Annotated in this window: 23 protein-coding genes; 8 read left to right on the top strand and 15 right to left on the bottom strand. The window is 71.1% G+C overall.

Features of this window, described 5'->3' with window-relative positions; all coding sequences use genetic code 11:
* Positions 1-91: 91 nt before the first annotated feature.
* From dapD to CCN29_RS07810, 11 genes are all read right to left on the bottom strand, one after another.
* The gene (gene dapD, locus CCN29_RS07860; RefSeq protein ID WP_031019831.1) at positions 92-1,081 is read right to left on the bottom strand and encodes a 2,3,4,5-tetrahydropyridine-2,6-dicarboxylate N-succinyltransferase; all 990 of its coding nucleotides are present in this window, start codon (positions 1,079-1,081) and stop codon (positions 92-94) included.
* A gap of 126 nt (positions 1,082-1,207) precedes the next feature.
* Positions 1,208-1,774, bottom strand: a complete 567-nt coding sequence (locus tag CCN29_RS07855; RefSeq protein WP_006131176.1) for a TetR/AcrR family transcriptional regulator — start codon at positions 1,772-1,774, stop codon at positions 1,208-1,210.
* Positions 1,774-2,094, bottom strand: coding sequence for a DMT family transporter (locus CCN29_RS07850; protein ID WP_006131177.1), 321 nt, complete (start codon positions 2,092-2,094; stop codon positions 1,774-1,776). The genes CCN29_RS07855 and CCN29_RS07850 overlap by 1 nt, the downstream gene beginning before the upstream one ends.
* A gap of 93 nt (positions 2,095-2,187) precedes the next feature.
* Positions 2,188-2,520: a metal-sulfur cluster assembly factor gene (locus tag CCN29_RS07845; protein WP_006131178.1), complete on the bottom strand. Its 333-nt coding sequence runs from the start codon at positions 2,518-2,520 to the stop codon at positions 2,188-2,190.
* On the bottom strand, positions 2,517-2,981 hold the full coding sequence (gene sufU, locus CCN29_RS07840) for a Fe-S cluster assembly sulfur transfer protein SufU (RefSeq protein ID WP_031019827.1): 465 nt from the start codon (positions 2,979-2,981) through the stop codon (positions 2,517-2,519). Before sufU ends, CCN29_RS07845 begins: the two co-directional genes overlap by 4 nt.
* Before the next feature lie 11 nt (positions 2,982-2,992).
* Complete coding sequence (locus CCN29_RS07835; protein WP_006131180.1) at positions 2,993-4,249, bottom strand: cysteine desulfurase; 1,257 nt, start codon at positions 4,247-4,249, stop codon at positions 2,993-2,995.
* Positions 4,246-5,010 (bottom strand): Fe-S cluster assembly ATPase SufC, encoded by a 765-nt coding sequence (sufC, locus tag CCN29_RS07830; protein WP_006131181.1) that lies wholly within the window; start codon positions 5,008-5,010, stop codon positions 4,246-4,248. The genes CCN29_RS07835 and sufC overlap by 4 nt, the downstream gene beginning before the upstream one ends.
* Before the next feature lie 7 nt (positions 5,011-5,017).
* Entirely contained in the window at positions 5,018-5,335 is a 318-nt protein-coding gene (locus tag CCN29_RS07825; protein WP_006131182.1) for a non-heme iron oxygenase ferredoxin subunit, read from the bottom strand.
* Positions 5,332-6,516 (bottom strand): Fe-S cluster assembly protein SufD, encoded by a 1,185-nt coding sequence (gene sufD / locus CCN29_RS07820; RefSeq protein WP_006131183.1) that lies wholly within the window; start codon positions 6,514-6,516, stop codon positions 5,332-5,334. Before sufD ends, CCN29_RS07825 begins: the two co-directional genes overlap by 4 nt.
* A gap of 58 nt (positions 6,517-6,574) precedes the next feature.
* Positions 6,575-7,996, bottom strand: coding sequence for a Fe-S cluster assembly protein SufB (sufB, locus tag CCN29_RS07815; RefSeq protein WP_006131184.1), 1,422 nt, complete (start codon positions 7,994-7,996; stop codon positions 6,575-6,577).
* Complete coding sequence (locus CCN29_RS07810) at positions 7,993-8,715, bottom strand: helix-turn-helix transcriptional regulator (protein ID WP_006131185.1); 723 nt, start codon at positions 8,713-8,715, stop codon at positions 7,993-7,995. Before CCN29_RS07810 ends, sufB begins: the two co-directional genes overlap by 4 nt.
* Positions 8,716-9,020: 305 nt before the next feature.
* Between CCN29_RS07810 and CCN29_RS07805 the strand changes: the two genes are divergently transcribed.
* Genes CCN29_RS07805 through CCN29_RS07795 form a run of 3 tightly spaced genes read left to right on the top strand, consistent with a single transcriptional unit; the run spans position 9,021 to position 11,780 of the window.
* Positions 9,021-9,929: an ABC transporter ATP-binding protein gene (locus CCN29_RS07805; protein ID WP_006131186.1), complete on the top strand. Its 909-nt coding sequence runs from the start codon at positions 9,021-9,023 to the stop codon at positions 9,927-9,929.
* Positions 9,926-10,696: an ABC transporter permease gene (locus tag CCN29_RS07800; RefSeq protein ID WP_086680726.1), complete on the top strand. Its 771-nt coding sequence runs from the start codon at positions 9,926-9,928 to the stop codon at positions 10,694-10,696. Before CCN29_RS07805 ends, CCN29_RS07800 begins: the two co-directional genes overlap by 4 nt.
* Before the next feature lie 55 nt (positions 10,697-10,751).
* On the top strand, positions 10,752-11,780 hold the full coding sequence (locus tag CCN29_RS07795; protein WP_228678985.1) for a COX15/CtaA family protein: 1,029 nt from the start codon (positions 10,752-10,754) through the stop codon (positions 11,778-11,780).
* On the opposite strand, the gene CCN29_RS07790 is transcribed toward CCN29_RS07795, so the two are convergent.
* The 4 genes from CCN29_RS07790 to CCN29_RS07775 all read right to left on the bottom strand — a co-directional run bounded on the left by CCN29_RS07790 (position 11,738) and on the right by CCN29_RS07775 (position 15,101).
* On the bottom strand, positions 11,738-12,475 hold the full coding sequence (locus CCN29_RS07790; protein WP_086680734.1) for a nucleotidyltransferase domain-containing protein: 738 nt from the start codon (positions 12,473-12,475) through the stop codon (positions 11,738-11,740). The two genes, CCN29_RS07795 and CCN29_RS07790, sit on opposite strands and share 43 nt — an antisense overlap.
* A gap of 57 nt (positions 12,476-12,532) precedes the next feature.
* The gene (locus tag CCN29_RS07785; protein WP_086680724.1) at positions 12,533-13,639 is read right to left on the bottom strand and encodes an amidohydrolase family protein; all 1,107 of its coding nucleotides are present in this window, start codon (positions 13,637-13,639) and stop codon (positions 12,533-12,535) included.
* Between the two features lie 82 nt (positions 13,640-13,721).
* Positions 13,722-14,054, bottom strand: coding sequence for a hypothetical protein (locus CCN29_RS07780; RefSeq protein WP_086680722.1), 333 nt, complete (start codon positions 14,052-14,054; stop codon positions 13,722-13,724).
* A gap of 93 nt (positions 14,055-14,147) precedes the next feature.
* The gene (locus CCN29_RS07775; protein WP_051791967.1) at positions 14,148-15,101 is read right to left on the bottom strand and encodes a heme o synthase; all 954 of its coding nucleotides are present in this window, start codon (positions 15,099-15,101) and stop codon (positions 14,148-14,150) included.
* A gap of 342 nt (positions 15,102-15,443) precedes the next feature.
* Between CCN29_RS07775 and tkt the strand changes: the two genes are divergently transcribed.
* The 5 genes from tkt to pgl are packed head-to-tail and all read left to right on the top strand — an operon-like array spanning position 15,444 to position 22,055.
* Positions 15,444-17,531, top strand: a complete 2,088-nt coding sequence (gene tkt, locus CCN29_RS07770; RefSeq protein ID WP_086680720.1) for a transketolase — start codon at positions 15,444-15,446, stop codon at positions 17,529-17,531.
* A gap of 34 nt (positions 17,532-17,565) precedes the next feature.
* On the top strand, positions 17,566-18,684 hold the full coding sequence (gene tal, locus CCN29_RS07765; protein WP_031062250.1) for a transaldolase: 1,119 nt from the start codon (positions 17,566-17,568) through the stop codon (positions 18,682-18,684).
* A gap of 4 nt (positions 18,685-18,688) precedes the next feature.
* Positions 18,689-20,212, top strand: a complete 1,524-nt coding sequence (gene zwf, locus CCN29_RS07760; protein ID WP_086680718.1) for a glucose-6-phosphate dehydrogenase — start codon at positions 18,689-18,691, stop codon at positions 20,210-20,212.
* Positions 20,209-21,273, top strand: a complete 1,065-nt coding sequence (gene opcA / locus CCN29_RS07755; RefSeq protein WP_086680716.1) for a glucose-6-phosphate dehydrogenase assembly protein OpcA — start codon at positions 20,209-20,211, stop codon at positions 21,271-21,273. Before zwf ends, opcA begins: the two co-directional genes overlap by 4 nt.
* On the top strand, positions 21,270-22,055 hold the full coding sequence (gene pgl / locus CCN29_RS07750; RefSeq protein ID WP_086680714.1) for a 6-phosphogluconolactonase: 786 nt from the start codon (positions 21,270-21,272) through the stop codon (positions 22,053-22,055). The genes opcA and pgl overlap by 4 nt, the downstream gene beginning before the upstream one ends.
* Positions 22,056-22,094: the final 39 nt, after the last annotated feature.

Here is a 22,094-nt window from a genome sequence, read left to right as displayed (position 1 = left end):
GGGTGTCTCAGGGCCGTGGGAGGGCGCTCGGGGCCGACAGTGGCGGCGGGGTGGCGATCGGTGAGGCCGTCGTAAGTCGCGCCGTCCGACGTCAGTTGTGGCTGTGCAGGACCTCGTTCAGGCCGCCCCACACCGCGTTGTTCGGGCGGGCCTCCACGCGGCCCGTTTCCGAGTTGCGGCGGAAGAGGATGTTGGAGGCGCCGGAGAGTTCGCGGGCCTTGACGACCTGCCCGTCGGGGAGGGTGACGCGGGTGCCGGCGGTGACGTAGAGGCCGGCCTCGACCACGCACTCGTCGCCGAGCGCGATGCCCACGCCCGCCTCCGCGCCGACCAGGCACCGCTCGCCGATGGAGATGCGGACGTTGCCGCCGCCCGACAGGGTGCCCATCGTGGACGCGCCGCCGCCGATGTCGGAGCCGTCGCCGACGACGACGCCCGCCGAGATGCGGCCCTCGACCATCGACGTGCCGAGCGTGCCGGCGTTGAAGTTGACGAAGCCCTCGTGCATCACGGTGGTGCCCTCGGCGAGGTGCGCGCCGAGGCGGACGCGGTCGGCGTCGGCGACGCGCACGCCCTTGGGGGCGACGTAGTCCGTCATCCGGGGGAACTTGTCGACCGAGGTGACCTGGAGGTGCAGGCCCTCCGCGCGGGCGTTGAGCCGGACCTTCTCGAGGTCGTCGACGGCGACCGGGCCCAGCGAGGTCCAGGCGACGTTGGCGAGGTGGGCGAAGATGCCGTCCAGGTTCTGGCCGTGCGGCTTGACCAGGCGGTGGGAGAGCAGGTGCAGCCGCAGGTAGACGTCGTGCGCGTCGACCGGCTTGGCGTCCAGGGAGGAGATGACCGTGCGGACCGCGACGACCTCGACGCCCCGGCGCCGGTCCGGGCCGACCGCGGCGGTGGCGCCGCCGCCCAGCAGCTCGGCCGCCCGCTCGGCGGAGAGCCGCTCCGTGCCGGACGGGCCCGGCTCGGCGGCCAGCTCGGGGGCCGGGAACCAGGTGTCGAGGACGGTGCCGTCGGCGGCGATGGTGGCGAGGCCGGCGGCCACTGCGCCGGTGGTGCTCTGAGCAGTCGTGTCGGTCATGAGGGCAACCTAACCGGGCGGAGGCGCCGGAAGCGAACCGGTGCCGCCCGCGTCTCGGGTGCCGGTCCGGAACGCCGTTCAGGTGCCCGTCCGGGACACCGCTCATGTGCCCGTCCGGGACACCGCTCAGGTACCGGTCCGGGGACCGTCGTGCTCCGGCAGCAGCCGCCCCAGCATCTCCCGCGCGTACCCCTCGTCGTACGGCGTTCCGGTCAGCAGCACCTGGAGGCAGATGCCGTCGATCAGGGCGACCAGGGCCCGCGCCGTGACCGGGTCCGTACGGCGGGACAGCAGCGCGGCGAGGTCCTCGCACCATTCGGCGGCGACCGGGCGCAGGGCCGGGCGCCGCAGCGCGGCCAGGTACAGCTCGTACTCCAGCTCCACGCCCGTCCGCTCGCCGCCCAGCCACTCCCCCGTCAGCGCCGCCAGCTCGGCCGCCAGGTCGGTCCGAAGGTCCTCCAGGCCGCCGCGCGAGGCGATCACCTTGGCGAAGCCCTCGTTGGCCTGGCGCAGGGCGGCCACCATCAGCTCGTCGAGGGTGGTGAAGTGGTACGTGGTGGATCCGAGCGGCACGTCCGCCTCCCGGGCGACGCTGCGGTGGGTCAGTCCCGCGATGCCGCCGCGGCCGACGACCCGGATCGCCGCGTCGATGATCCGCTGCCGCCGCTCCGGGTCGTACCGGCGCCCGGCCATCAGTGCGCCCCGCCCAGGTTCAGCACGACCACGCCGACGATGATCAGCCCGATCCCGGCGGCCTTGGCGGCCGTCATCCCCTCGCCGAGGAACACGATCCCGATCGTCGCGATGGCGGCGGTGCCCACGCCGGCCCAGATGGCGTAGGCGGTGCCGACGGCCACGGTGCGCAGGGTCTGCGCGAGGAGGGCGAACGAGACGACGTAGCCCAGCAGGGTCAGCAGCGAGGGCCAGAGCCTGCTGAAGCCGTCGCTGTACTTCATGGCGGTGGTGGCGCACACCTCGGCCGCGATGGCCCCGGCCAGCAGCAGATATCCCATGTGTACGAGCGTACACAGCGGCCCCCGGTGGAGGCATGAAACCGGCGACGCCCCCCGAAGGGGAGCGTCGCCGTTTTGTCGTGTGCGGCAGGCTCAGACGTTGAAGCCCAGCGCCCGCAGCTGCTCACGGCCGTCGTCCGTGATCTTGTCCGGGCCCCACGGCGGCATCCAGACCCAGTTGATCCGCAACTCGTTGACCAGGCCGTCCGTGGCGGACTTCGCCTGGTCCTCGATGACGTCGGTCAGCGGGCAGGCCGCCGAGGTCAGCGTCATGTCGACGGTCGCGACGTTGGAGTCGTCGATGTGGATGCCGTAGATGAGGCCGAGGTTGACGACGTCGATGCCCAGCTCGGGGTCGACGACGTCCATCAGGGCCTCGCGGAGCTCCTCCTCCGAGGCCGGCTTCATCTCCACGGTCTCGCTCATGCGGTAGTCCTTTCGGCGTCGGCGCCCAGCGCCTGGGCCGTCGCGTCCTTCCACGCCATCCAGCTCAGGAGGGCGCACTTGACCCGCGCGGGGTACTTGGAGACGCCGGCGAACGCGACCGCGTCCTCCAGCACCTCCTCCATCGCGTCGTCGGGCTCGATCCTCCCCTTGGACTGCATCAGCTCCAGGAAGGTCCCCTGGATCTTCTGCGCCTCGGCGAGGTCCTTGCCGACCAGCAGGTCGTTCAGCACGGACGCGGACGCCTGGCTGATGGAACAGCCCTGTCCCTCGTAGCTGACGTCGCTGATGGTCGTGCCGTCGTACTTCACGCGCAGCGTGATCTCGTCGCCGCACGTCGGGTTGACGTGGTGCACCTCGGCGTCGCCGTCCCGGAGACCACGCCCGTGCGGGTTCTTGTAGTGGTCCAGGATGACGTCCTGGTACATGGAGTCCAGCTTCACGCCTCAGCCCCTCATCCGAAGAAGTTCCGTACGTGCTCCAGACCGTCGACCAGTGCGTCGATGTCGGCCGGCGTGGAGTACAGATAGAACGACGCCCGCGTGGTCGCAGGAATTCCGTACCGCAGGCAGACGGGGCGGGCGCAGTGGTGTCCGACCCGGACCGCGATGCCCTGCTCGTCGAGGACCTGGCCCACGTCGTGCGGGTGGATGTCCCCGAGGGTGAAGGAGATCGCGGCGCCGCGCTCCTCGGCGGTGGCCGGACCGATGATGCGCAGGTCCGGCACCTCGAGGAGCCGCTTGACGGCGTACTCGGTGATGGCGTGCTCGTGCGCGAGGATCTTGTCCATGCCGATGGCCGACAGGTAGTCGATCGCCGCGCCGAGCCCGACCGCCTGGGCGATCGGCGGGGTGCCCGCCTCGAACTTGTGCGGGGCGGGGGCGTAGGTCGACGAGCTCATCGACACGGTCTCGATCATCTCGCCGCCGCCGAGGAACGGAGGCAGGTCCTCCAGCAGTTCCTGGCGGCCCCACAGGACGCCGATGCCGGTCGGGCCGCACATCTTGTGACCGGTGAAGGCCACGAAGTCGGCCTGGAGGGCCTGCACGTCCAGCGGCATGTGCGGGGCGGCCTGGGAGGCGTCGACGCAGACGAGCGCGCCGACCTCCTGGGCGCGGCGCACGATCGCCTCGACCGGGTTGACCGTGCCCAGGATGTTGGACACCAGCACGAAGGAGACGATCTTCGTCTTCTCGGTGATGATCTCGTCGATGTTGGACAGGTCGAGCCGGCCGTCGTCGGTGAGCCCGAACCACTTCAGCTTCGCGCCCGTGCGCTGCGCGAGCAGCTGCCACGGCACGATGTTGGAGTGGTGTTCCATCTCCGTGATGACGATCTCGGTCTCGTGGTCCACCCGGTAGGGCTCGTCGGCCCAGCCGAGCATGTTGGCCACGAGGTTGAGGGACTCGGAGGCGTTCTTGGTGAAGATCACCTCGTCGCGCGAGGGCGCGTTGACGAACTCCGCGACCTTGTCGCGCGCGCCCTCGTACAGCGCCGTGGCCTCCTCGGCGAGGACGTGCACGCCGCGGTGGACATTGGCGTTGTAGCGCTCGTAGTACTCGGCGAGGGCGTCCAGCACCTGACGCGGCTTCTGGCTGGTCGCCGCGTTGTCCAGATACACGAGCTTGCGCCCGTCGTGGACCTGGCGGTCCAGGATGGGGAAGTCCTTGCGGAGCGCCTCGGTGTCGAGGAGGCCCGGCAGCTGTGTCACTCGGATGCGCCACCCTTCGTGTAGGCCTCGTACCCCTCGGCCTCGAGCTTGTCGGCGAGCTCGGGGCCGCCGGACTCGGCGATCCGCCCGGCCGCGAAGACGTGGACGTGGTCGGGCTTGATGTAGCGCAGGATGCGCGTGTAGTGCGTGATCAGCAGGGTGCCGACCTGGCCGGACTCGCGGACGCGGTTGACGCCCTCGGAGACGACGCGCAGGGCGTCGACGTCCAGGCCGGAGTCGGTCTCGTCGAGGATCGCGACCTTCGGCTTGAGCAGCTCCAGCTGAAGGATCTCGTGGCGCTTCTTCTCACCGCCGGAGAAGCCCTCGTTGACGTTGCGCTCGGCGAAGGCGGGGTCCATGTTGAGGCGCTCCATGGCCTCCTTGACCTCCTTCACCCAGGTGCGCAGCTTGGGGGCCTCGCCGCGGACGGCGGTGGCGGAGGTGCGCAGGAAGTTGGAGACGGAGACGCCGGGGACCTCGACCGGGTACTGCATGGCGAGGAACAGGCCGGCGCGGGCGCGCTCGTCGACGGACATCTCCAGGACGTCCTCGCCGTCGAGGGTGACGGTGCCCTGGGTGATCGTGTACTTGGGGTGACCCGCCAGCGAGTAGGCGAGGGTCGACTTGCCCGAGCCGTTGGGGCCCATGATGGCGTGCGTCTCGCCCTGCTTCACGGTGAGGTCGACGCCCTTGAGGATCTCCTTCGTGGCGTTGTCGGCCTCGACGGTGACGTGCAGGTCTCGGATTTCAAGCGTTGCCATGGGTGCCTCAGGACTCCTGGGTGAGGGAGACGAGCACGTCGTCCCCTTCGATCTTTACGGGGTATACGGGGACGGGGCGCGTCGCCGGAAGGGCGTCGGGCTTGCCGGAGCGGAGGTCGAAACGCGAGCCGTGCAGCCAGCACTCGATGTGGCAGTCGTCCACCTCGCCCTCCGCGAGGGAGACGTTCGCGTGGGAGCAGATGTCGTGGATCGCGAACACCTCTCCCTCGGTGCGCACCACGGAGACCGGCGTGCCGTCGAGTTCCACCCGCTTCGGGGTGTCCTCCTCCAGCTCGCCCAGTCCACAGACGCGTACGAAGGTCATGCGACCGCGGCCTCCAGCTCCTCCTCGATCTTGGCGATCAGACGCTCCTCGATGTCGGGGACGCCGATCTGCTGCACGAGCTCGGCGAAGAAGCCGCGGACCACCAGACGGCGGGCGTCCTTCTCGGGGATGCCGCGGGCCATCAGGTAGAAGAGCTGCTCGTCGTCGAAGCGGCCGGTCGCGGAGGCGTGGCCGGCGCCGACGATCTCGCCGGTCTCGATCTCGAGGTTGGGCACCGAGTCGACCCGCGCGCCGTCGGTGAGGACGAGGTTGCGGTTCATCTCGTAGGTGTCGGTGCCCTCGGCCTTGGCCTCGATGAGCACGTCGCCGATCCACACGGCGTGCGCGTCGTCGCCCTGGAGCGCGCCCTTGTAGACGACGTTGGACTTGCAGTGCGGGACGTTGTGGTCGACCAGGAGGCGGTGCTCCTGGTGCTGGCCGGCGTCCGTGAGGTACAGACCGAACAGCTCGGCCTCGCCGCCGGTGCCCGCGTAGGTGACGCGCGGGTGCAGACGGACGACGTCGCCGCCGAAGGTCACGACGACGGACTTGAAGGAGGCGTCGCGGCCGACGAGGGCGTTGTGCTGGGCGACGTGCACGGACGTGTCGTCCCAGTCCTGCACGGACACGACGGTGAGCTTGGCGCCGTCGCCGAGGACGTACTCGACGTTGGCGGCGAGCACCGCGTCACCGGTGTGGTCGATGACCACGAGGGCCTCGGCGAAGGCGCCGAGCTCGATCACCTGGTGGCCGTAGGCGGTGCCGCCCTCGCCGTGCACCGCGATGCGGATCGGCTCGGTGAGGACGGTCTCCTTGGGCACGGTCACGACCGAGGCCTGGGTGAAGGCCGAGTACGCCTGGGCGGCGACGCGGTCCACCGGGGCTCCGGTGCGGCCGAGCCGGGCGTCGTCACGGCCGACGGTCTCGACGGTGACGCCCTCGGGCGCCTCGACGGCGACCTTGAGGCCCCCGTCGGTGGCGGCGGCGGTGCCGTCGTGCAGCCCGCGCAGCCGCTCCAGCGGGGTGAACCGCCACTCCTCCTCGCGTCCGTGGGGGACGGGGAAGTCCGCCACGTCGAAGGACGGGGGCGCGCTCATGCGGGTGGCGACGGTCGACTCGGCGGCGACCGCGATCGAGCCCGCGGTGGTGGAACCCACGGGGATGTTCTGAGCCTCAGCCATGGCTGTCGTAGTGCTCGCTTTCCTTTGCGTAAGGGGCTTGACGGAACGGCGTGGTGCTTTAGCCGACCGCGCCTTCCATCTGGAGCTCGATCAGCCGGTTGAGCTCGAGCGCGTACTCCATCGGCAGTTCCTTGGCGATCGGCTCGACGAAGCCGCGCACGATCATCGCCATCGCCTCGTCCTCGGACAGGCCGCGGCTCATCAGGTAGAAGAGCTGGTCCTCGGAGACCTTGGAGACGGTCGCCTCGTGGCCCATGGACACGTCGTCCTCGCGGACGTCCACGTAGGGGTAGGTGTCCGAGCGGGAGATGGTGTCCACCAGCAGCGCGTCGCACAGCACGTTGGACTTGGAACCCGGGGCGCCCTCGCCGATCTCGATGAGACCGCGGTAGGAGGTCCGGCCGCCGCCGCGCGCCACCGACTTGGAGACGATGTTCGACGACGTGTTCGGGGCCATGTGGACCATCTTGGCGCCGGCGTCCTGGTGCTGGCCCTCGCCCGCGAAGGCGATGGACAGGGTCTCGCCCTTGGCGTGCTCGCCCATCAGGTAGACGGCCGGGTACTTCATCGTCACCTTGGAGCCGATGTTGCCGTCGATCCACTCCATGGTGGCGCCCTCGTAGGCGACGGCACGCTTGGTGACCAGGTTGTAGACGTTGTTCGACCAGTTCTGGATGGTCGTGTAGCGGCAGCGGGCGTTCTTCTTGACGATGATCTCGACGACCGCGGAGTGCAGCGAGTCCGACTTGTAGATCGGCGCCGTGCAGCCCTCGACGTAGTGCACGTAGGCGCCCTCGTCGACGATGATCAGGGTCCGCTCGAACTGGCCCATGTTCTCGGTGTTGATCCGGAAGTAGGCCTGCAGCGGGATCTCGACGTGCACGCCCGGGGGCACGTAGATGAAGGAACCGCCGGACCACACGGCCGTGTTCAGCGCGGCGAACTTGTTGTCACCGGCCGGGATGACCGTGCCGAAGTACTCCTTGAAGAGCTCCGGGTGCTCCTTCAGTGCGGTGTCGGTGTCGAGGAAGATGACACCCTGCTCCTCCAGGTCCTCGCGGATCTGGTGGTAGACGACCTCCGACTCGTACTGGGCGGCGACACCGGCGACGAGGCGCTTCTTCTCGGCCTCGGGGATGCCCAGCTTGTCGTAGGTGTTCTTGATGTCCTCGGGGAGGTCCTCCCAGGACTCCGCCTGCTTCTCCGTCGACCGCACGAAGTACTTGATGTTGTCGAAGTCGATGCCGGAGAGGTCGGAGCCCCAGTTCGGCATGGGCTTCTTCTCGAACAGGCGCAGGCCCTTGAGGCGGAGCTTCGTCATCCACTCCGGCTCGTCCTTCTTCGAGGAGATGTCCCGGACGACGTCCTCGTTCAGGCCGCGGCGCGCCGACGCACCGGCCTCGTCACGGTCGGCCCAGCCGTATTCGTAGGTGCCCAGACCCTCCAGCTCGGGGTGGGCAGTCTCCGTGGGGAGAGTCATGCGGGGTTCCTCCCGGACGTGCTTGCAGATGCGTTGTGGGAAATCTTGGGGATGAACGTCGTGCAGACGCCGTCGCCGTGCGCGATCGTCGCCAGCCGCTGTACGTGCGTACCGAGAAGCTCGGCGAAAAATTCCGTCTCGGCCTCGCACAGCTGTGGGAACTGTTCGGCGGCGTGGGCGACCGGGCAGTGGTGCTGGCAGAGCTGCTCGCCGACCGGTGCGCTGCGCGCGGTCGCAGCGTACCCGTCCGCGCTGAGCGCCTTGGCCAGGGCCTCCGTGCGCTTCTCCGGCGGTACGTCCTCGACGGCCTTGCGGTACGCGCCGGCCTGCGCGGCGATCCGGGCCCGGGCGAACGCGGCGATCGCCTCGTCGCCGCCCTCCCGCTCGCCGATCCAGCGCAGCGCGTCCACCGCGAGCTTGTCGTAGGACTGGTCGAAGGCGTCCCGTCCGCAGTCGGTCAGGGCGAACACCTTGGCCGGGCGCCCGCGTGTGCGCGCGCCGTAGACCCGCCGGTCACGGGCTTCCACCACGTTGTCGGCGGCCAGCGCGTCCAGATGCCGGCGCACGGCCGCCTGGGTGAGCTTCAGCCGCCCCGCCAGCTCGGCGACGGTCGACGGGCCGTGGTCCAGGATGGACCGGGCGACGCGGTTGCGGGTGGACCGCTCACCGGTTGCCAGATCCTCCTGGGGAGGCCCCGTCAGGTGCTCGCCGTTTTTCACAACGCCATTGTTGCGTAATTCCTCGGAGCCCGGCAAGCGGCGTCCGGACGGCCCGACGTGCCTTGCATCACTTAGGTAGACCTAATGTGACCTGCGGAAACGATCTTTGATCGATCAGACGGAGACCCTGCGGGAGCACCCCGCCGGCACCGCCCGCACCCCCTCCGACCGGCGCACTTGCCGTTCCGGAGCATATTGGGCGGGCTCCGCGCAAGAGCACCTTTCCCGTCCGGTCGGCTTCCCGCACCCCCCGGTCCGCGACACCGGGCATCTCCCTAGACTCATGACCCATGCGAAGTGAGCCCGTGGTCCAGGTGCAGGCCCTGGTGAAGCGGTACGGCACGAAGACCGCGGTGGACGGCCTCGACCTGGTGGCCCGGCAGGGCGTGACGGCCGTGCTCGGCCCCAACGGAGCGGGCAAGACGACCACGGTCGAGATCTGCGAGGGGTACCGGCGGCCGGACTCCGGCACGGTGCGCGTCCTGGGTCTCGACCCGGTCCGCGAGTCGGCGGCGCTGCGGCCCCGCATCGGCGTGATGCTCCAGTCCGGCGGCGTGTACGCCGGGGCCCGGGCGGACGAGATGCTGCGGCACGTGGCGAAGCTGCACGCGCGCCCGCTGGACGTGGACGCGCTGATCGAGCGGCTGGGCCTCGGCTCCTGCGGCCGGACCTCGTACCGGCGGCTGTCCGGCGGGCAGCAGCAGCGGCTCGCGCTGGCGATGGCCGTGGTGGGCCGCCCGGAACTGGTGTTCCTGGACGAGCCGACCGCCGGCCTCGACCCGCAGGCCCGTCACGCCACCTGGGACCTGGTCCGGGACCTGCGCGACGACGGCGTCCGCGTCGTCCTGACCACGCACCACATGGACGAGGCCGAGCAGCTCGCCGACGACGTGGCGATCATCGACGGCGGCCGGGTCGTCGCCCAGGGCTCCCCCGAGGAGCTGTGCCGCGGCGGCGCCGAGAACACCCTGCGCTTCTCCGGGCGGCCCGGGCTGGACGTGGCGTCCCTGCTGAAGGCGCTGCCCTCCGACGCGTCGGCCGCCGAGGTGACGCCGGGCTCGTACCGGGTCGACGGCAAGGTCGACCCGCAGCTGCTCGCCACGGTGACGTCCTGGTGCGCGCAGCACGGGGTGCTGCCGGACCGGATCTCGGTGGAGCGGCACACCCTGGAAGACGTCTTCCTCGAACTCACCGGCAAGGAGCTGCGTTCGTGACGGCCACCGGGACCTACTCTCCGCAGCCGGGCGCGGCGCCGCTGGCCCGGATGATCGCCGCGCAGGCGGTGCTCGAGACGAAGATGCTGCTGCGCAACGGCGAGCAGCTGCTCCTCACGGTGATCATCCCCACCCTGCTGCTGGTGCTGTTCAGCACCGTGGACGTCGTGGACACCGGCGACGGCGAGGCGGTCGACTTCCTCGCCCCCGGCATCCTCGCGCTCGCGGTGATGTCGACGGCGTTCACCGGGCAGGCCATCGGGACCGGCTTCGAGCGCCGCTACGGCGTGCTGAAGCGGCTCGCCGCGTCTCCGCTGCCGCGCTGGGGACTGATGACCGCCAAGACGCTGTCGGTGCTGGTCACCGAGGTGCTCCAGGTGGTCCTGCTGACGGTGATCGCGCTGACGCTCGGCTGGGACCCGCGGGGCGGCGTCCTCGCGGTGGTGGCGCTGCTGGCGCTGGGCACGGCCGCCTTCTCCGGGCTGGGGCTGCTCATGGCCGGCACGCTCAAGGCGGAGGCGACCCTCGCCGCCGCCAACCTGGTCTTCCTGCTGCTGCTCGTCGGCGGCGGGGTGGTCGTGCCGCTGGACAAGTTCCCGGACGCCGCGCAGGACGTGCTCGGGCTGCTGCCGATCGCCGCGCTCTCGGAGGGCCTGCGGGACGTGCTCCAGCACGGCGCCGGCATGCCCTGGGCCGACCTCGGGATCCTCAGCGCGTGGGCGGTCGCGGGGCTCGCCGCGGCCGGCGCGTTCTTCCGCTGGGAGTAGGTGCGGGATGACCGGAACCGACCCTCGTGAAAGCGTGCACAAGCGGCCGCCTACGATGGGACGCGTGCCAAACGTGACCCGCGCCGACGCCCAGGCGGCCCTGCGCAACCCGCTCGCCTTCATCGCCGCTCGCTGGACGCCGGATCCCCGGACCGTCCGCCGCGCGGCCCTCACCGCGCTCGTCATGTCGGTGGTCATCGTGGTCACCGGCGGCGCGGTGCGGCTGACCGGCTCCGGCCTCGGCTGCCCGACCTGGCCCAAGTGCACCGACGACTCGCTGACCACCACCAGCGAGATGGGCCTGCACGGCGTCATCGAGTTCGGCAACCGCCTGCTGACCTACGTGCTGTGCGCCGCCGTCGGCTGGGCGATCGTCGCCGCGCGCTCGCAGAAGCCGTACCGGCGCAGCCTCACGCTGCTGGGGTGGACGCAGTTCTGGATCGTCATGGGCAACGCCGTGCTCGGCGGCATCGTGGTCCTCGTCGGCCTGAACCCGTACACGGTCGCGGCGCACTTCCTGCTGTCCTCGGCGCTGATCGCGGTCGCCACGGTGATGTGGCAGCGCACCCGCGAGGGCGACGCCGAGCCGCGGCCGCTGGTCGGCAAGGCCGTGGTGCAGCTGGTGTGGTTCCTGGTGGCCGCGTCCGTGCTGCTGATCGCGGTCGGCACGGTGGTGACCGGCGCGGGCCCGCACGCGGGCGACTCCAGCGAGGTCGCCCGGATGCCGGTCGACTGGGAGGGGGTGGCCAAGCTGCACGCCGTGCTGGCGTGGATCGTGGTCACGCTGACCTTCGCCCTGTGGTTCGTGCTGAAGGCCGTGGACGCCCCCAAGGGCCCGCTCGCCCGCACCCGTGAGCTGTTCCTGATCCTGTTGGCGCAGGGCGCCATCGGCTACGTGCAGTACTTCACCGACCTCCCCGAGGTCCTGGTGGGCGCGCACATGTTCGGCTCGTGCGTGATGTGGATCTGGGTGCTGCGCGTCCTGCTGTCGCTCCGCGAACGCCCGGAGGAGACGGCCCCGCAGCCGTCGCCCGTCCCGGCTCAGGAACCGGCCACCAGCGCGTCGATCGCCGGCCCCAGGTAACCCCGCACCGACTCGGCGCGCCGCCGGATCCATCCCTCGTCGGCGGCCACCGCCCCGCCGTACCGCCGCGCGCTGACGTCGGCGACGACCTCCTCGGGAGCGCCCAGCCCCGGCAGCAGCTCCAGCGCCTCCCGCTTGGAGATCAGCCGGCCCTCCCGGACGGTGACGGTGGCGCGCGCGAAGGTCACCAGACCCAGGTCGACCCAGATGTCCCGGGTCCAGAGGTCGGCCCGGTCCACGTGGGGCCGCCAGTAGTCACGCTGGTCGCGCACCACGTACGCGGCGAGTTCACCGTCCGGCACCGGAGGCAGGACGTCCGCGGGCGGCGCGCCGTGCAGGACCCGGCCGACGGTGTGCAGCTCCGCGCGGGTCACAGGGGTGACGGTGCGCCGGAACAGCCGCTCGTGCGCCCACGTGAGGTGGCGCCGCTCCGCGCCCGCGGCGGTCCCGGGGGTGAGATACGTGCAGTGCAGCCCGTCCGCGAGCGGTTCGCCGCGCAGCCGGGCGTGCAGGACGGCGAGCCGCCACACCGTGCGCGGGCCGACCGGGGGCGGCAGAACCGCGACCAGATCCAGGTCGCTGCGCCCCTCGACATAGTCCCCGGCGGCCAGCGAACCGTGCGCCCACACGGCGACGGGGGCGAGGGGCGCGAGCCCGGCGAGGAAGCGGTCGAGCAGTGCCTCGGTCTGCTGCATCGTCTGCTGCATCCGCCCAGTCTCCCCTCGGGCACGCCCCCGGCGGGCGGGTTCCGGTCACCCCACCCCGTACACCCGCCCCGCGTTGCCGGAGGCGATCATCGTCGCGACGCGTTGGGCGTCGGCGAGGGACCACGCGCCTTCGGAGACCCAGGCGCCGAGGACCCGGGCGAGGGCCTCGCGGAAGAGGTGGGCGCCGACCACGTGCAGCTCGGGGAGGCCGCGGGCGCCGCTGGAGAAGAGGATCTTGCCGAAGGGGGCCAGCTCCAGCACCTCCGCGAGGACGGTCGCCGCGCGGGCGCCGGTGCGGACCAGGGCGGCGCCGCAGTCGGCGTAGACGTGCGGGAAGAGGCCCGCGAGATGGGCGGCGTGCCGGTGGTACGGGTAGCCGTGCAGCAGGACGAGATCGGTGCCGAGCCCGGCGGTGGCCCGCACGAAGTCGGTCAGCAGCACCGGGTCGGTGCGGTCGACGCGCGCGCCCGGGGCGCCCAGTCCGGCGTGCAGCTGGAGCGGCAGTCCCGAGGCCACCGCGATCCACAGCAGGTGGCGCAGCAGCACCGGGTCGGTCAGCCGGTCGCCGGCGCCGCGCGCGGCCAGCCAGCGTCCGGCCGCGCCGCGCACCTCCCCCGCCCCGGGCGGCTCGGGCGCGAGGGCGAGACCGTGGCGCAGTCCGGCGACGGAGGTGAAGGCGACCGCGTGCGCGGCGGCCCCGTGCACCGATTCGGCGAGGTTGGCGAGGAAGGACTCGACGGTGCCGGAGGTGTCGGCGACCTGTTCGGCGAGCTGCTCCAGGCGGACGATCTCGTGCGCCTCGGCCTGGCCGGCGCGGGCCAGCTCGCCGGGGTCGGTGAGGTCGTCGGGCAGACCGGTGTCGACGAGGTAGGCGGTGATGCCGCTGCCCCGCAGCAGCCGGCGGCCCGCCTCCATCGTGCCCAGCTCGCGGCGGCGGGCGAGATAGCGGGAGGGCGCGCAGTGCGGCTCGAGACCCAGCAGCGGCGGGCACCAGCGGCGCACCGCGAACCCGGTCTGGGTGTCGAAGAGGGTGGTGCCGGGCGCCGGCGGTCCCTCGGTGCGGGCCAGCTGGGCCTCGAACGTGCCGAGGCCCAGCTCGGTGCGCAGTACGCCGTGGCAGTACTGGTCCACGAGGGACGGCGGGTCGATCATCTCCGGACTCCCCGGGTGGACGCTGTCGCTGCCTACAGGTCCTAACGGGTGAACCGGTGAAGAGGTGTTGCCCGAGGGGCGGTCAGTCGTCGGAGGGTCCGCCGACCTGGATGCCGGCCATGCGGCTCCACTCGTACGGGCCGGTCCTCACCTTGGCGGCGAAGTCGCCGTCGAACTGCTCGTGCACGGTGATGCCCGCCTTCTCGACGGCCAGCCGGGCGATCTCCACGGAGGGCGCGTGGACGTCCCCCCAGGCGCCGTCCTCGCCGACGAGGACGATCCGGGCGCCGCGCTGCCCGAGGTACTCCACGTGACCCTCGGCGCCGCCGTGCTCCTTGGCGTAGCCGCCGATGCGCTTGGCGAGCCTGGCCGCCTTCTGCCCGTCCTTGGGGTCCACCTGCTGCGTGTCTGCCATGAGCAGGATGCTACCGACGGGTAGGCCGGACGGCGACGGGCGGGGTCCGTGGCCTTGACCACGTCTCCCGCCCGGTCGGCGAAGCAAGGAGCGTCAGCGCAGGAACGGGTCCACCGCGATGGCGACGAAGAGCAGCGAGACGTAGGTGATGGACCAGTGGAACAGGCGCATCTCCTTGAGCTTGGCGCCCGTCACCTCGGCCTTGGCGCGGTGCAGCAGCGCGTGCGCCTCCCACAGCCACCAGCCGCCGGCCGCCAGGGCGACCGCGGTGTAGAACCAGCCGGTGTAGCCCATCGGGGTGAGCAGCAGCGACACGCCGACCATCACCCAGCTGTAGAGGACGATCTGCCGGGCGACCGTCTTGTTGCCGGCGACCACGGGAAGCATCGGCACGCCCACGCGCGCGTAGTCCTCCTTCACCTTCATGGACAGCGGCCAGTAGTGCGGCGGCGTCCAGAAGAAGATGACGAGGAAGAGGACGACCGGGGCCCAGGACATCGAGTTGGTGACGGCGGACCAGCCGATCAGCACCGGCATGCAGCCGGCGATGCCGCCCCACACGATGTTCTGCGCGGTGCGGCGCTTGAGGATCATCGTGTAGACGACGACGTAGAAGAGCAGCGCGCCGAGGGACAGCCAGGCGGACAGCCAGTTGACGGTCAGGCCGAACAGCAGCGTGGAGACGACCGCCAGGGCGATGCCGAAGACGAGGGCCTCGCGCGGGCTGACCATGCCGGTCACCAGCGGGCGCTGCGAGGTGCGGTCCATCAGCGCGTCGATGTCGCGGTCGATGTACATGTTCAGCGCGTTGGCGCCGCCGGCCGACAGGTAGCCGCCGACGCAGGTCAGCAGCACGAGCGTCAGGTCGGGCACGCCCTGCTGCGCCAGGAACATCACCGGGACGGTGGTGATCAGCAGCAGTTCGATGATCCGCGGCTTGGTGAGAGCCACGAATGCCATCACGCGGGCCCGGAACGGCCGATGCGCAGGGCTCTGACTCGTCCCCAAAACCCCCGCCGGGCGGGATTCAACGGCCGTCACGCACACCCCTACAGAGACATCCCAGCGAGCCCCTTTCCTGTGAAGTCGCGGTAAAGGCTCGCGCGTACCACGCCACTCTAGACGTTGCCCAGACCCCGGCATTCGCGGGGGTCCGGTCGTGTTGGCGGACCCCTCTCCGAGGTGCGTCCCGAAGCTCGATTGAGCACGCGGATGAGCGGCTCCGTATTCATCTGCCGAATGCGGAAACTTCCCAGTCAGGAGGCGGATCGCGGGGAGTGCCCGCACTCTGGAACGACCCGGAAAAAGGCACGTCCTACGGGGGTAGGCTCGACCACGCCGGTGGGTCATCACCGGCATCCGACATGTGGAGAGGAGCCCTGACTCAGGGTGAGCACCAAGCCGACCACCACAGACCTCGAGTGGACCGAGTTGGACCAGCGGGCCGTCGACACCGCCCGCGTCCTGGCCGCCGATGCCGTACAGAAGGTCGGCAACGGCCATCCGGGTACGGCGATGAGTCTGGCGCCCGCCGCCTACACCCTCTTCCAGAAGGTGATGCGGCACGACCCGGCGGACGCGGACTGGGTCGGGCGGGACCGTTTCGTCCTGTCCGCCGGCCATTCGTCCCTGACCCTCTACACCCAGCTGTACCTGGCCGGCTTCGGCCTGGAGCTGGACGACCTGAAGTCCTTCCGCACCTGGGGCTCGAAGACCCCGGGCCACCCGGAGTACGGGCACACCACGGGCGTGGAGACCACGACCGGTCCGCTCGGCCAGGGTGTCGCCAACGCGGTGGGCATGGCGATGGCCGCCCGCTACGAGCGCGGTCTGTTCGACCCGGAGGCCCCCGCCGGGGAGTCCCCGTTCGACCACTTCATCTACTGCATCGCCGGTGACGGCTGCCTCCAGGAGGGCATCTCCGCCGAGGCGTCCTCGCTGGCCGGGCACCAGAAGCTCGGCAACCTGATCCTGCTGTGGGACGACAACCACATCTCGATCGAGGGCGACACCGAGACGGCCGTCTCCGAGGACACGGTCAAGCGGTACGAGGCGTACGGCTGGCACGTGCAGCGTGTCGCCCCGAAGCCGGACGGCGACCTGGACCCGAACGCGATCTACGACGCGATCCAGGAGGCGAAGAAGGTCACCGACCGGCCGTCCTTCATCGCGATGCGCTCGATCATCGCCTGGCCCGCGCCGAACGCGCAGAACACCGAGGCCGCGCACGGCTCGGCGCTCGGCGACGACGAGGTCGCGGCCACCAAGCGGGTCCTCGGCTTCGACCCGGAGAAGACCTTCGAGGTCGCCGACGAGGTCATCGCGCACACCCGCAAGGCGCTGGAGCGCGGCCAGGCCGCGCGCGCCGTGTGGGAGAAGTCCTTCCAGCAGTGGCGGGACAACAACCCGGAGCGCGCCGCCGAGTACGACCGGATCGCCGCCGGCGAGCTCCCCAAGGGCTGGCAGGACTCGATCCCGGTGTTCGAGCCGGGCAAGGGCGTCGCCACCCGCGCCGCCTCCGGCAAGGTGCTGCAGGCGCTCGGCGCGGTGATCCCGGAACTCTGGGGCGGCTCGGCCGACCTCGCCGGCTCCAACAACACCACGATCGACAAGACGTCCTCGTTCCTCCCGGCCGGCAACCCGCTGCCGGAGGCGGACCCGTACGGCCGCACGATCCACTTCGGCATCCGCGAGCACGCCATGGCCGCGGAGATGAACGGCATCGCGCTGCACGGCAACACGCGCATCTACGGCGGCACCTTCCTGGTGTTCTCCGACTACATGCGCAACGCGGTGCGTCTGTCGGCGCTGATGCACCTGCCGGTGACGTACGTGTGGACGCACGACTCCATCGGTCTGGGCGAGGACGGCCCGACCCACCAGCCGGTCGAGCACCTCGCGTCGCTGCGCGCCATCCCGGGCCTGAACGTGGTCCGCCCGGCCGACGCGAACGAGACCGCGATCGCCTGGCGCGAGATCCTCAGGCGCTGGACCAAGGAGTTCGGCAAGGGCGCCCCGCACGGTCTGGCGCTCACCCGCCAGGGCGTGCCGACGTACGAGCCCAACGAGGACGCGGCCCGCGGCGGCTACGTGCTGTTCGAGGCCGAGGGCGGCGAGCCCGAGGTCGTCCTGATCGCCACCGGTTCCGAGGTGCACGTCGCCGTCGAGGCGCGGGAGCGGCTCCAGGCCGACGGCGTGCCGACGCGTGTGGTGTCCATGCCGTCCGTGGAGTGGTTCGAGGAGCAGGACCAGGGGTACCGGGACAGCGTCCTGCCGCCGTCCGTGAAGGCGCGTGTGGCCGTCGAGGCGGGGATCGGCCTCACCTGGCACAAGTACGTGGGCGACGCCGGCCGCATCGTCTCGCTGGAGCACTTCGGCGCCTCCGCCGACGGCAAGGTGCTGTTCGAGGAGTACGGCTTCACCGCCGACAACGTGACCGCCGTCGCGCGGGAATCGATCGCCGCCGCCCGGCGCTGACGCTTACATACGACACGTAGGAGATGGAATTTCCATGACAGACGCACTGAAGCGCCTTTCCGACGAAGGCGTCGCGATCTGGCTGGACGACCTGTCGCGCAAGCGGATCACCTCGGGCAACCTCGCCGAGCTGATCGACCAGCAGCACGTCGTGGGCGTCACCACCAACCCGACGATCTTCCAGAAGGCCATCTCGGAGGGCGACGGGTACGACACGCAGCTCGCCGACCTCGCGGCCCGCAAGGTCACCGTCGAGGAAGCCATCCGGATGATCACCACGGCGGACGTCCGCGACGCCGCCGACATCCTGCGCCCGGTCTTCGACGCCACCGACGGCCAGGACGGCCGGGTCTCGATCGAGGTCGACCCGCGGCTGGCCCACGACACCCGCGCGACGGTCGCCGAGGCCAAGCAGCTCGCCTGGCTGGTGGACCGGCCGAACACCCTGATCAAGATTCCGGCGACCGAGGCGGGCATCCCGGCCATCGCCGAGGTCATCGGCCTGGGCATCAGCGTCAACGTCACGCTGATCTTCTCCCTGGAGCGCTACCGCAAGGTCATGGACGCGTTCCTGACCGGCCTGGAGAAGGCCAAGGCCCGCGGCCTGGACCTGTCGAAGATCCACTCCGTGGCGTCCTTCTTCGTGTCCCGCGTGGACACCGAGATCGACAAGCGGATCGACGCGCTCGGCACCGACGAGGCCAAGGCCCTGCGCGGCAAGGCCGCCATCGCCAACGCGCGCCTGGCGTACCAGGCGTACGAGGAGGTCTTCTCCACCGAGCGCTGGGCGGCGCTGGAGCGCGAGGGCGCCAACAAGCAGCGTCCGCTGTGGGCGTCGACCGGGGTGAAGGACAAGGCGTACAAGGCCACCATGTACGTCGACGAGCTGGTGGCGCCGAACACGGTGAACACCATGCCGGAGGCGACGCTGTTCGCCACCGAGGAGAAGGGCGAGATCCGGGGCAACGCCGTCGCGGGCACCTACGAGCAGGCGCGCGCCGACCTCGACGCGGTCGAGGCGCTCGGCATCGCGTACGACGAGGTGGTGCGGCTTCTCGAGGACGAGGGCGTCGACAAGTTCGAGGCGTCCTGGAACGACCTGCTGAAGTCGACCGAGGCGGAGCTCCAGCGCCTCGCCCCCTCGGAGGGCTGAGACCTTGTCGAGCAGCAATCCGCTGCGTGACCCCGCGGACCGACGGCTCCCGCGCATCGCGGGGCCGTCGGGCCTGGTCATCTTCGGCGTCACGGGTGACCTGTCACGCAAGAAGCTGATGCCGGCCGTGTACGACCTCGCCAACCGGGGGCTGCTGCCGCCGGGCTTCTCGCTGGTGGGCTTCGCCCGCCGGGAGTGGGCGAACGAGGACTTCGCGCAGGAGGTCCACGACGCGGTCAAGGAGCACGCGCGGACCCCCTTCCGTGAGGAGGTCTGGCAGCAGCTCATCCAGGGCATGCGCTTCGTCCAGGGCACCTTCGACGACGACGAGTCCTTCGAGCGGCTGCGCGGCACGATCGAGGAACTGGACAAGGCACAGGGCACGGGCGGCAACTTCGCCTTCTACCTGTCGGTGCCGCCGCGGTCCTTCCCGGTGGTCATCCAGCAGCTGAAGAAGCACGGGCTGGCGGACCAGACGGGCGGCTCCTGGCGGCGCGCGGTCATCGAGAAGCCGTTCGGGCACGACCTGAAGTCGGCGGAGGAACTGAACGCCATCGTCCACGAGGTGTTCGCGCCGGATCAGGTCTTCCGGATCGACCACTACCTGGGCAAGGAGACCGTCCAGAACATCCTGGCGCTGCGGTTCGCCAACACGATGTTCGAGCCGATCTGGAACCGGTCCTTCGTGGACCACGTGCAGATCACCATGGCCGAGGACATCGGCATCGGCGGCCGGGCCGGCTACTACGACGGCATCGGCGCCGCCCGCGACGTCATCCAGAACCACCTGCTCCAGCTGCTCGCGCTGACCGCGATGGAGGAGCCCGCCTCCTTCGACGCGGACGCGCTCGCGGCGGAGAAGACCAAGGTGCTCGGCGCCGTGCGGCTGCCGAAGGACCTGGGCCGGGACACCGTGCGCGCGCAGTACGCGGCCGGCTGGCAGGGCGGCGCGAAGGTCATCGGGTATCTGGAGGAGGAGGGCATCGACCCGTCCTCCAAGACCGACACCTACGCCGCGATCAAGGTGGGCATCGACAACCGCCGCTGGGCGGGCGTCCCCTTCTACCTGCGCACCGGCAAGCGGCTGGGCCGCCGGGTGACGGAGATCGCCGTGGTCTTCCAGCGGGCGCCGCACTCCCCCTTCGACACCACGGCCACCGAGGAGCTCGGCCAGAACGCCATCGTGATCCGCGTCCAGCCGGACGAGGGCGTCACAGTGCGGTTCGGCTCCAAGGTGCCGGGCACGTCGATGGAGATCCGGGACGTGTCGATGGACTTCGCGTACGGCGAGTCGTTCACCGAGTCCAGCCCGGAGGCCTACGAACGGCTGATCCTCGACGTCCTGCTCGGCGACTCCAACCTCTTCCCGCGCACGGAGGAGGTCGAGCTGTCCTGGAAGATCCTCGACCCGATCGAGGAGTACTGGGACGCGCACGGCACGCCTGCCCGGTACCAGGCCGGCACGTGGGGACCCGTCGAGGCGGACGAAATGCTCGAGCGAGACGGACGGAGCTGGCGCCGGCCATGAAGACAGACCTCACGGACACCACGGCCAGCCAGATCAACAAGGCGCTGGTGAAGGCCCGGCGGGCCATCGGCACGCCGGCCGTCGGCATGGTGCTGACCCTGGTCATCGTGACGGACGAGGAGAACGCCTACGACGCCCTGAAGGCGGCCGGCGACGCCTCGCGCGAGCACCCCTCGCGCACCCTGGTCGTCGTCAAGCGCGTCTCCCGCTCCCCGCGCGACCGGACACAGTCGCGGCTGGACGCCGAGGTGCGGGTCGGCGCGGACGCCGGCACCGGCGAGACGGTGGTGCTCCGACTGCACGGCGAGGTCGTCGACCACGCCCAGTCGGTGGTGCTGCCGCTGCTGCTGCCGGACGCCCCGGTGGTGGTGTGGTGGCCGGTCAACGCGCCGCTGGACCCGGCGAGCGACCCGCTGGGCGCGCTGGCCCAGCGCCGGGTGACCGACACCTACGCCTGCGAGCAGCCGGTGAAGGAACTGGCCGCCCGCGCCGACGCCTACACCCCGGGCGACACGGACCTGTCGTGGACCCGCATCACGCCGTGGCGTTCGATGCTGGCCGCCGCGCTGGACCAGGTCGCCTGTCAGGTGCAGGGCGTCGAGGTGGAGGGCGAGGAGTTCAACCCGAGCTGCGAGCTGCTGGCGATGTGGCTCGCGGACCGGCTGGACGTCCCCGTGCGGCGCACCCGTTCGGCGGGGCCGGGGCTCACGGCGGTCCGCATGGACACCGACTGCGGCCCGATCGTGCTGGACCGCGCCGACGGTTCGCTGGCGACGCTGGCGATCCAGGGGCAGCCAAAGCGCGCGGTGGCGCTCAAGCGCCGGGACACCGCGGAGCTGATCGCGGAGGAGCTGCGCCGGCTGGACCCGGACGACACCTACGCGTCGGCCCTGCGGTACGGCGTGGAGCGGCTTAAGCAGGACGGCGGTGACGCCCCGGCCAAAGGAGAACGCGGAGCCGGAGACCGGGAAGCGGTCCCCGCTCCTGTCGAGTCGGCTGCGAAAGGTCCCGCGGCCGAGGCGACGGAGGAAGCACCGGTGACGAGGGCGGCGGCGAAGTGAGTACGGCACCCCAGCTGGTCGTGCACCGGGACAAGGAGCTGATGGCGCAGGCCGCGGCGGCCCGGCTGATCACCAGGATCGTGGACGCGCAGTCCTCGCGGGGCGAGGCGTCCATCGTGCTGACCGGCGGCCGCAACGGCAACGGCCTGCTGGCCGCGCTGGCCGCCGCCCCGGCCCGGGACGCGATCGACTGGTCGCGCCTGGACCTGTGGTGGGGCGACGAGCGGTTCCTGCCCGAGGGCGACCCGGACCGCAACGTCACCCAGGCCCGCGAGGCGCTGCTGGACGCGGTGCCGCTGGACCCGAAGTGCGTGCACGCCATGCCCGCGTCGGACGGTCCGCACGGCACGGACGTGGAGGCGGCGGCCGCCGCCTACGCGGCCGAACTGGCCGCGGCTGCGGGCCCGGAGGACCATGGCCCGGTGCCGTCCTTCGACGTCCTGATGCTGGGCGTGGGCCCGGACACGCACGTGGCGTCCCTGTTCCCCGAACTGCCCGCGGTACGCGAGACGGAGCGCACGGTGGTCGGCGTCCACGGCGCCCCGAAGCCCCCGCCGACCCGGGTCACCCTCACCCTGCCCGCGATCCGCGCGGCCCGCGAGGTGTGGCTTCTGGCGGCGGGCGAGGACAAGGCGGAGGCGGCCGCGATCGCCCTCTCGGGCGCGGGCGAGATCCAGGCCCCGGCCGCAGGAGCCCACGGCCGCACCCGCACCCTCTGGCTCCTGGACGCGGCGGCGGCGTCACAGCTGCCGCGTGAGCTGTATCCGCCGGCGACGCCGTAGCCGGAGGGGCTCAAAGTCAGCCCCTCCGGCGTTCGAGGA

The sequence above is a fragment of the Streptomyces pseudogriseolus genome (genome assembly GCA_002154585.1).
In the GTDB taxonomy this organism is placed as follows: Bacteria; Actinomycetota; Actinomycetes; order Streptomycetales; family Streptomycetaceae; genus Streptomyces; species Streptomyces pseudogriseolus.
This window is presented reverse-complemented; position numbering and strand designations above follow the sequence as displayed.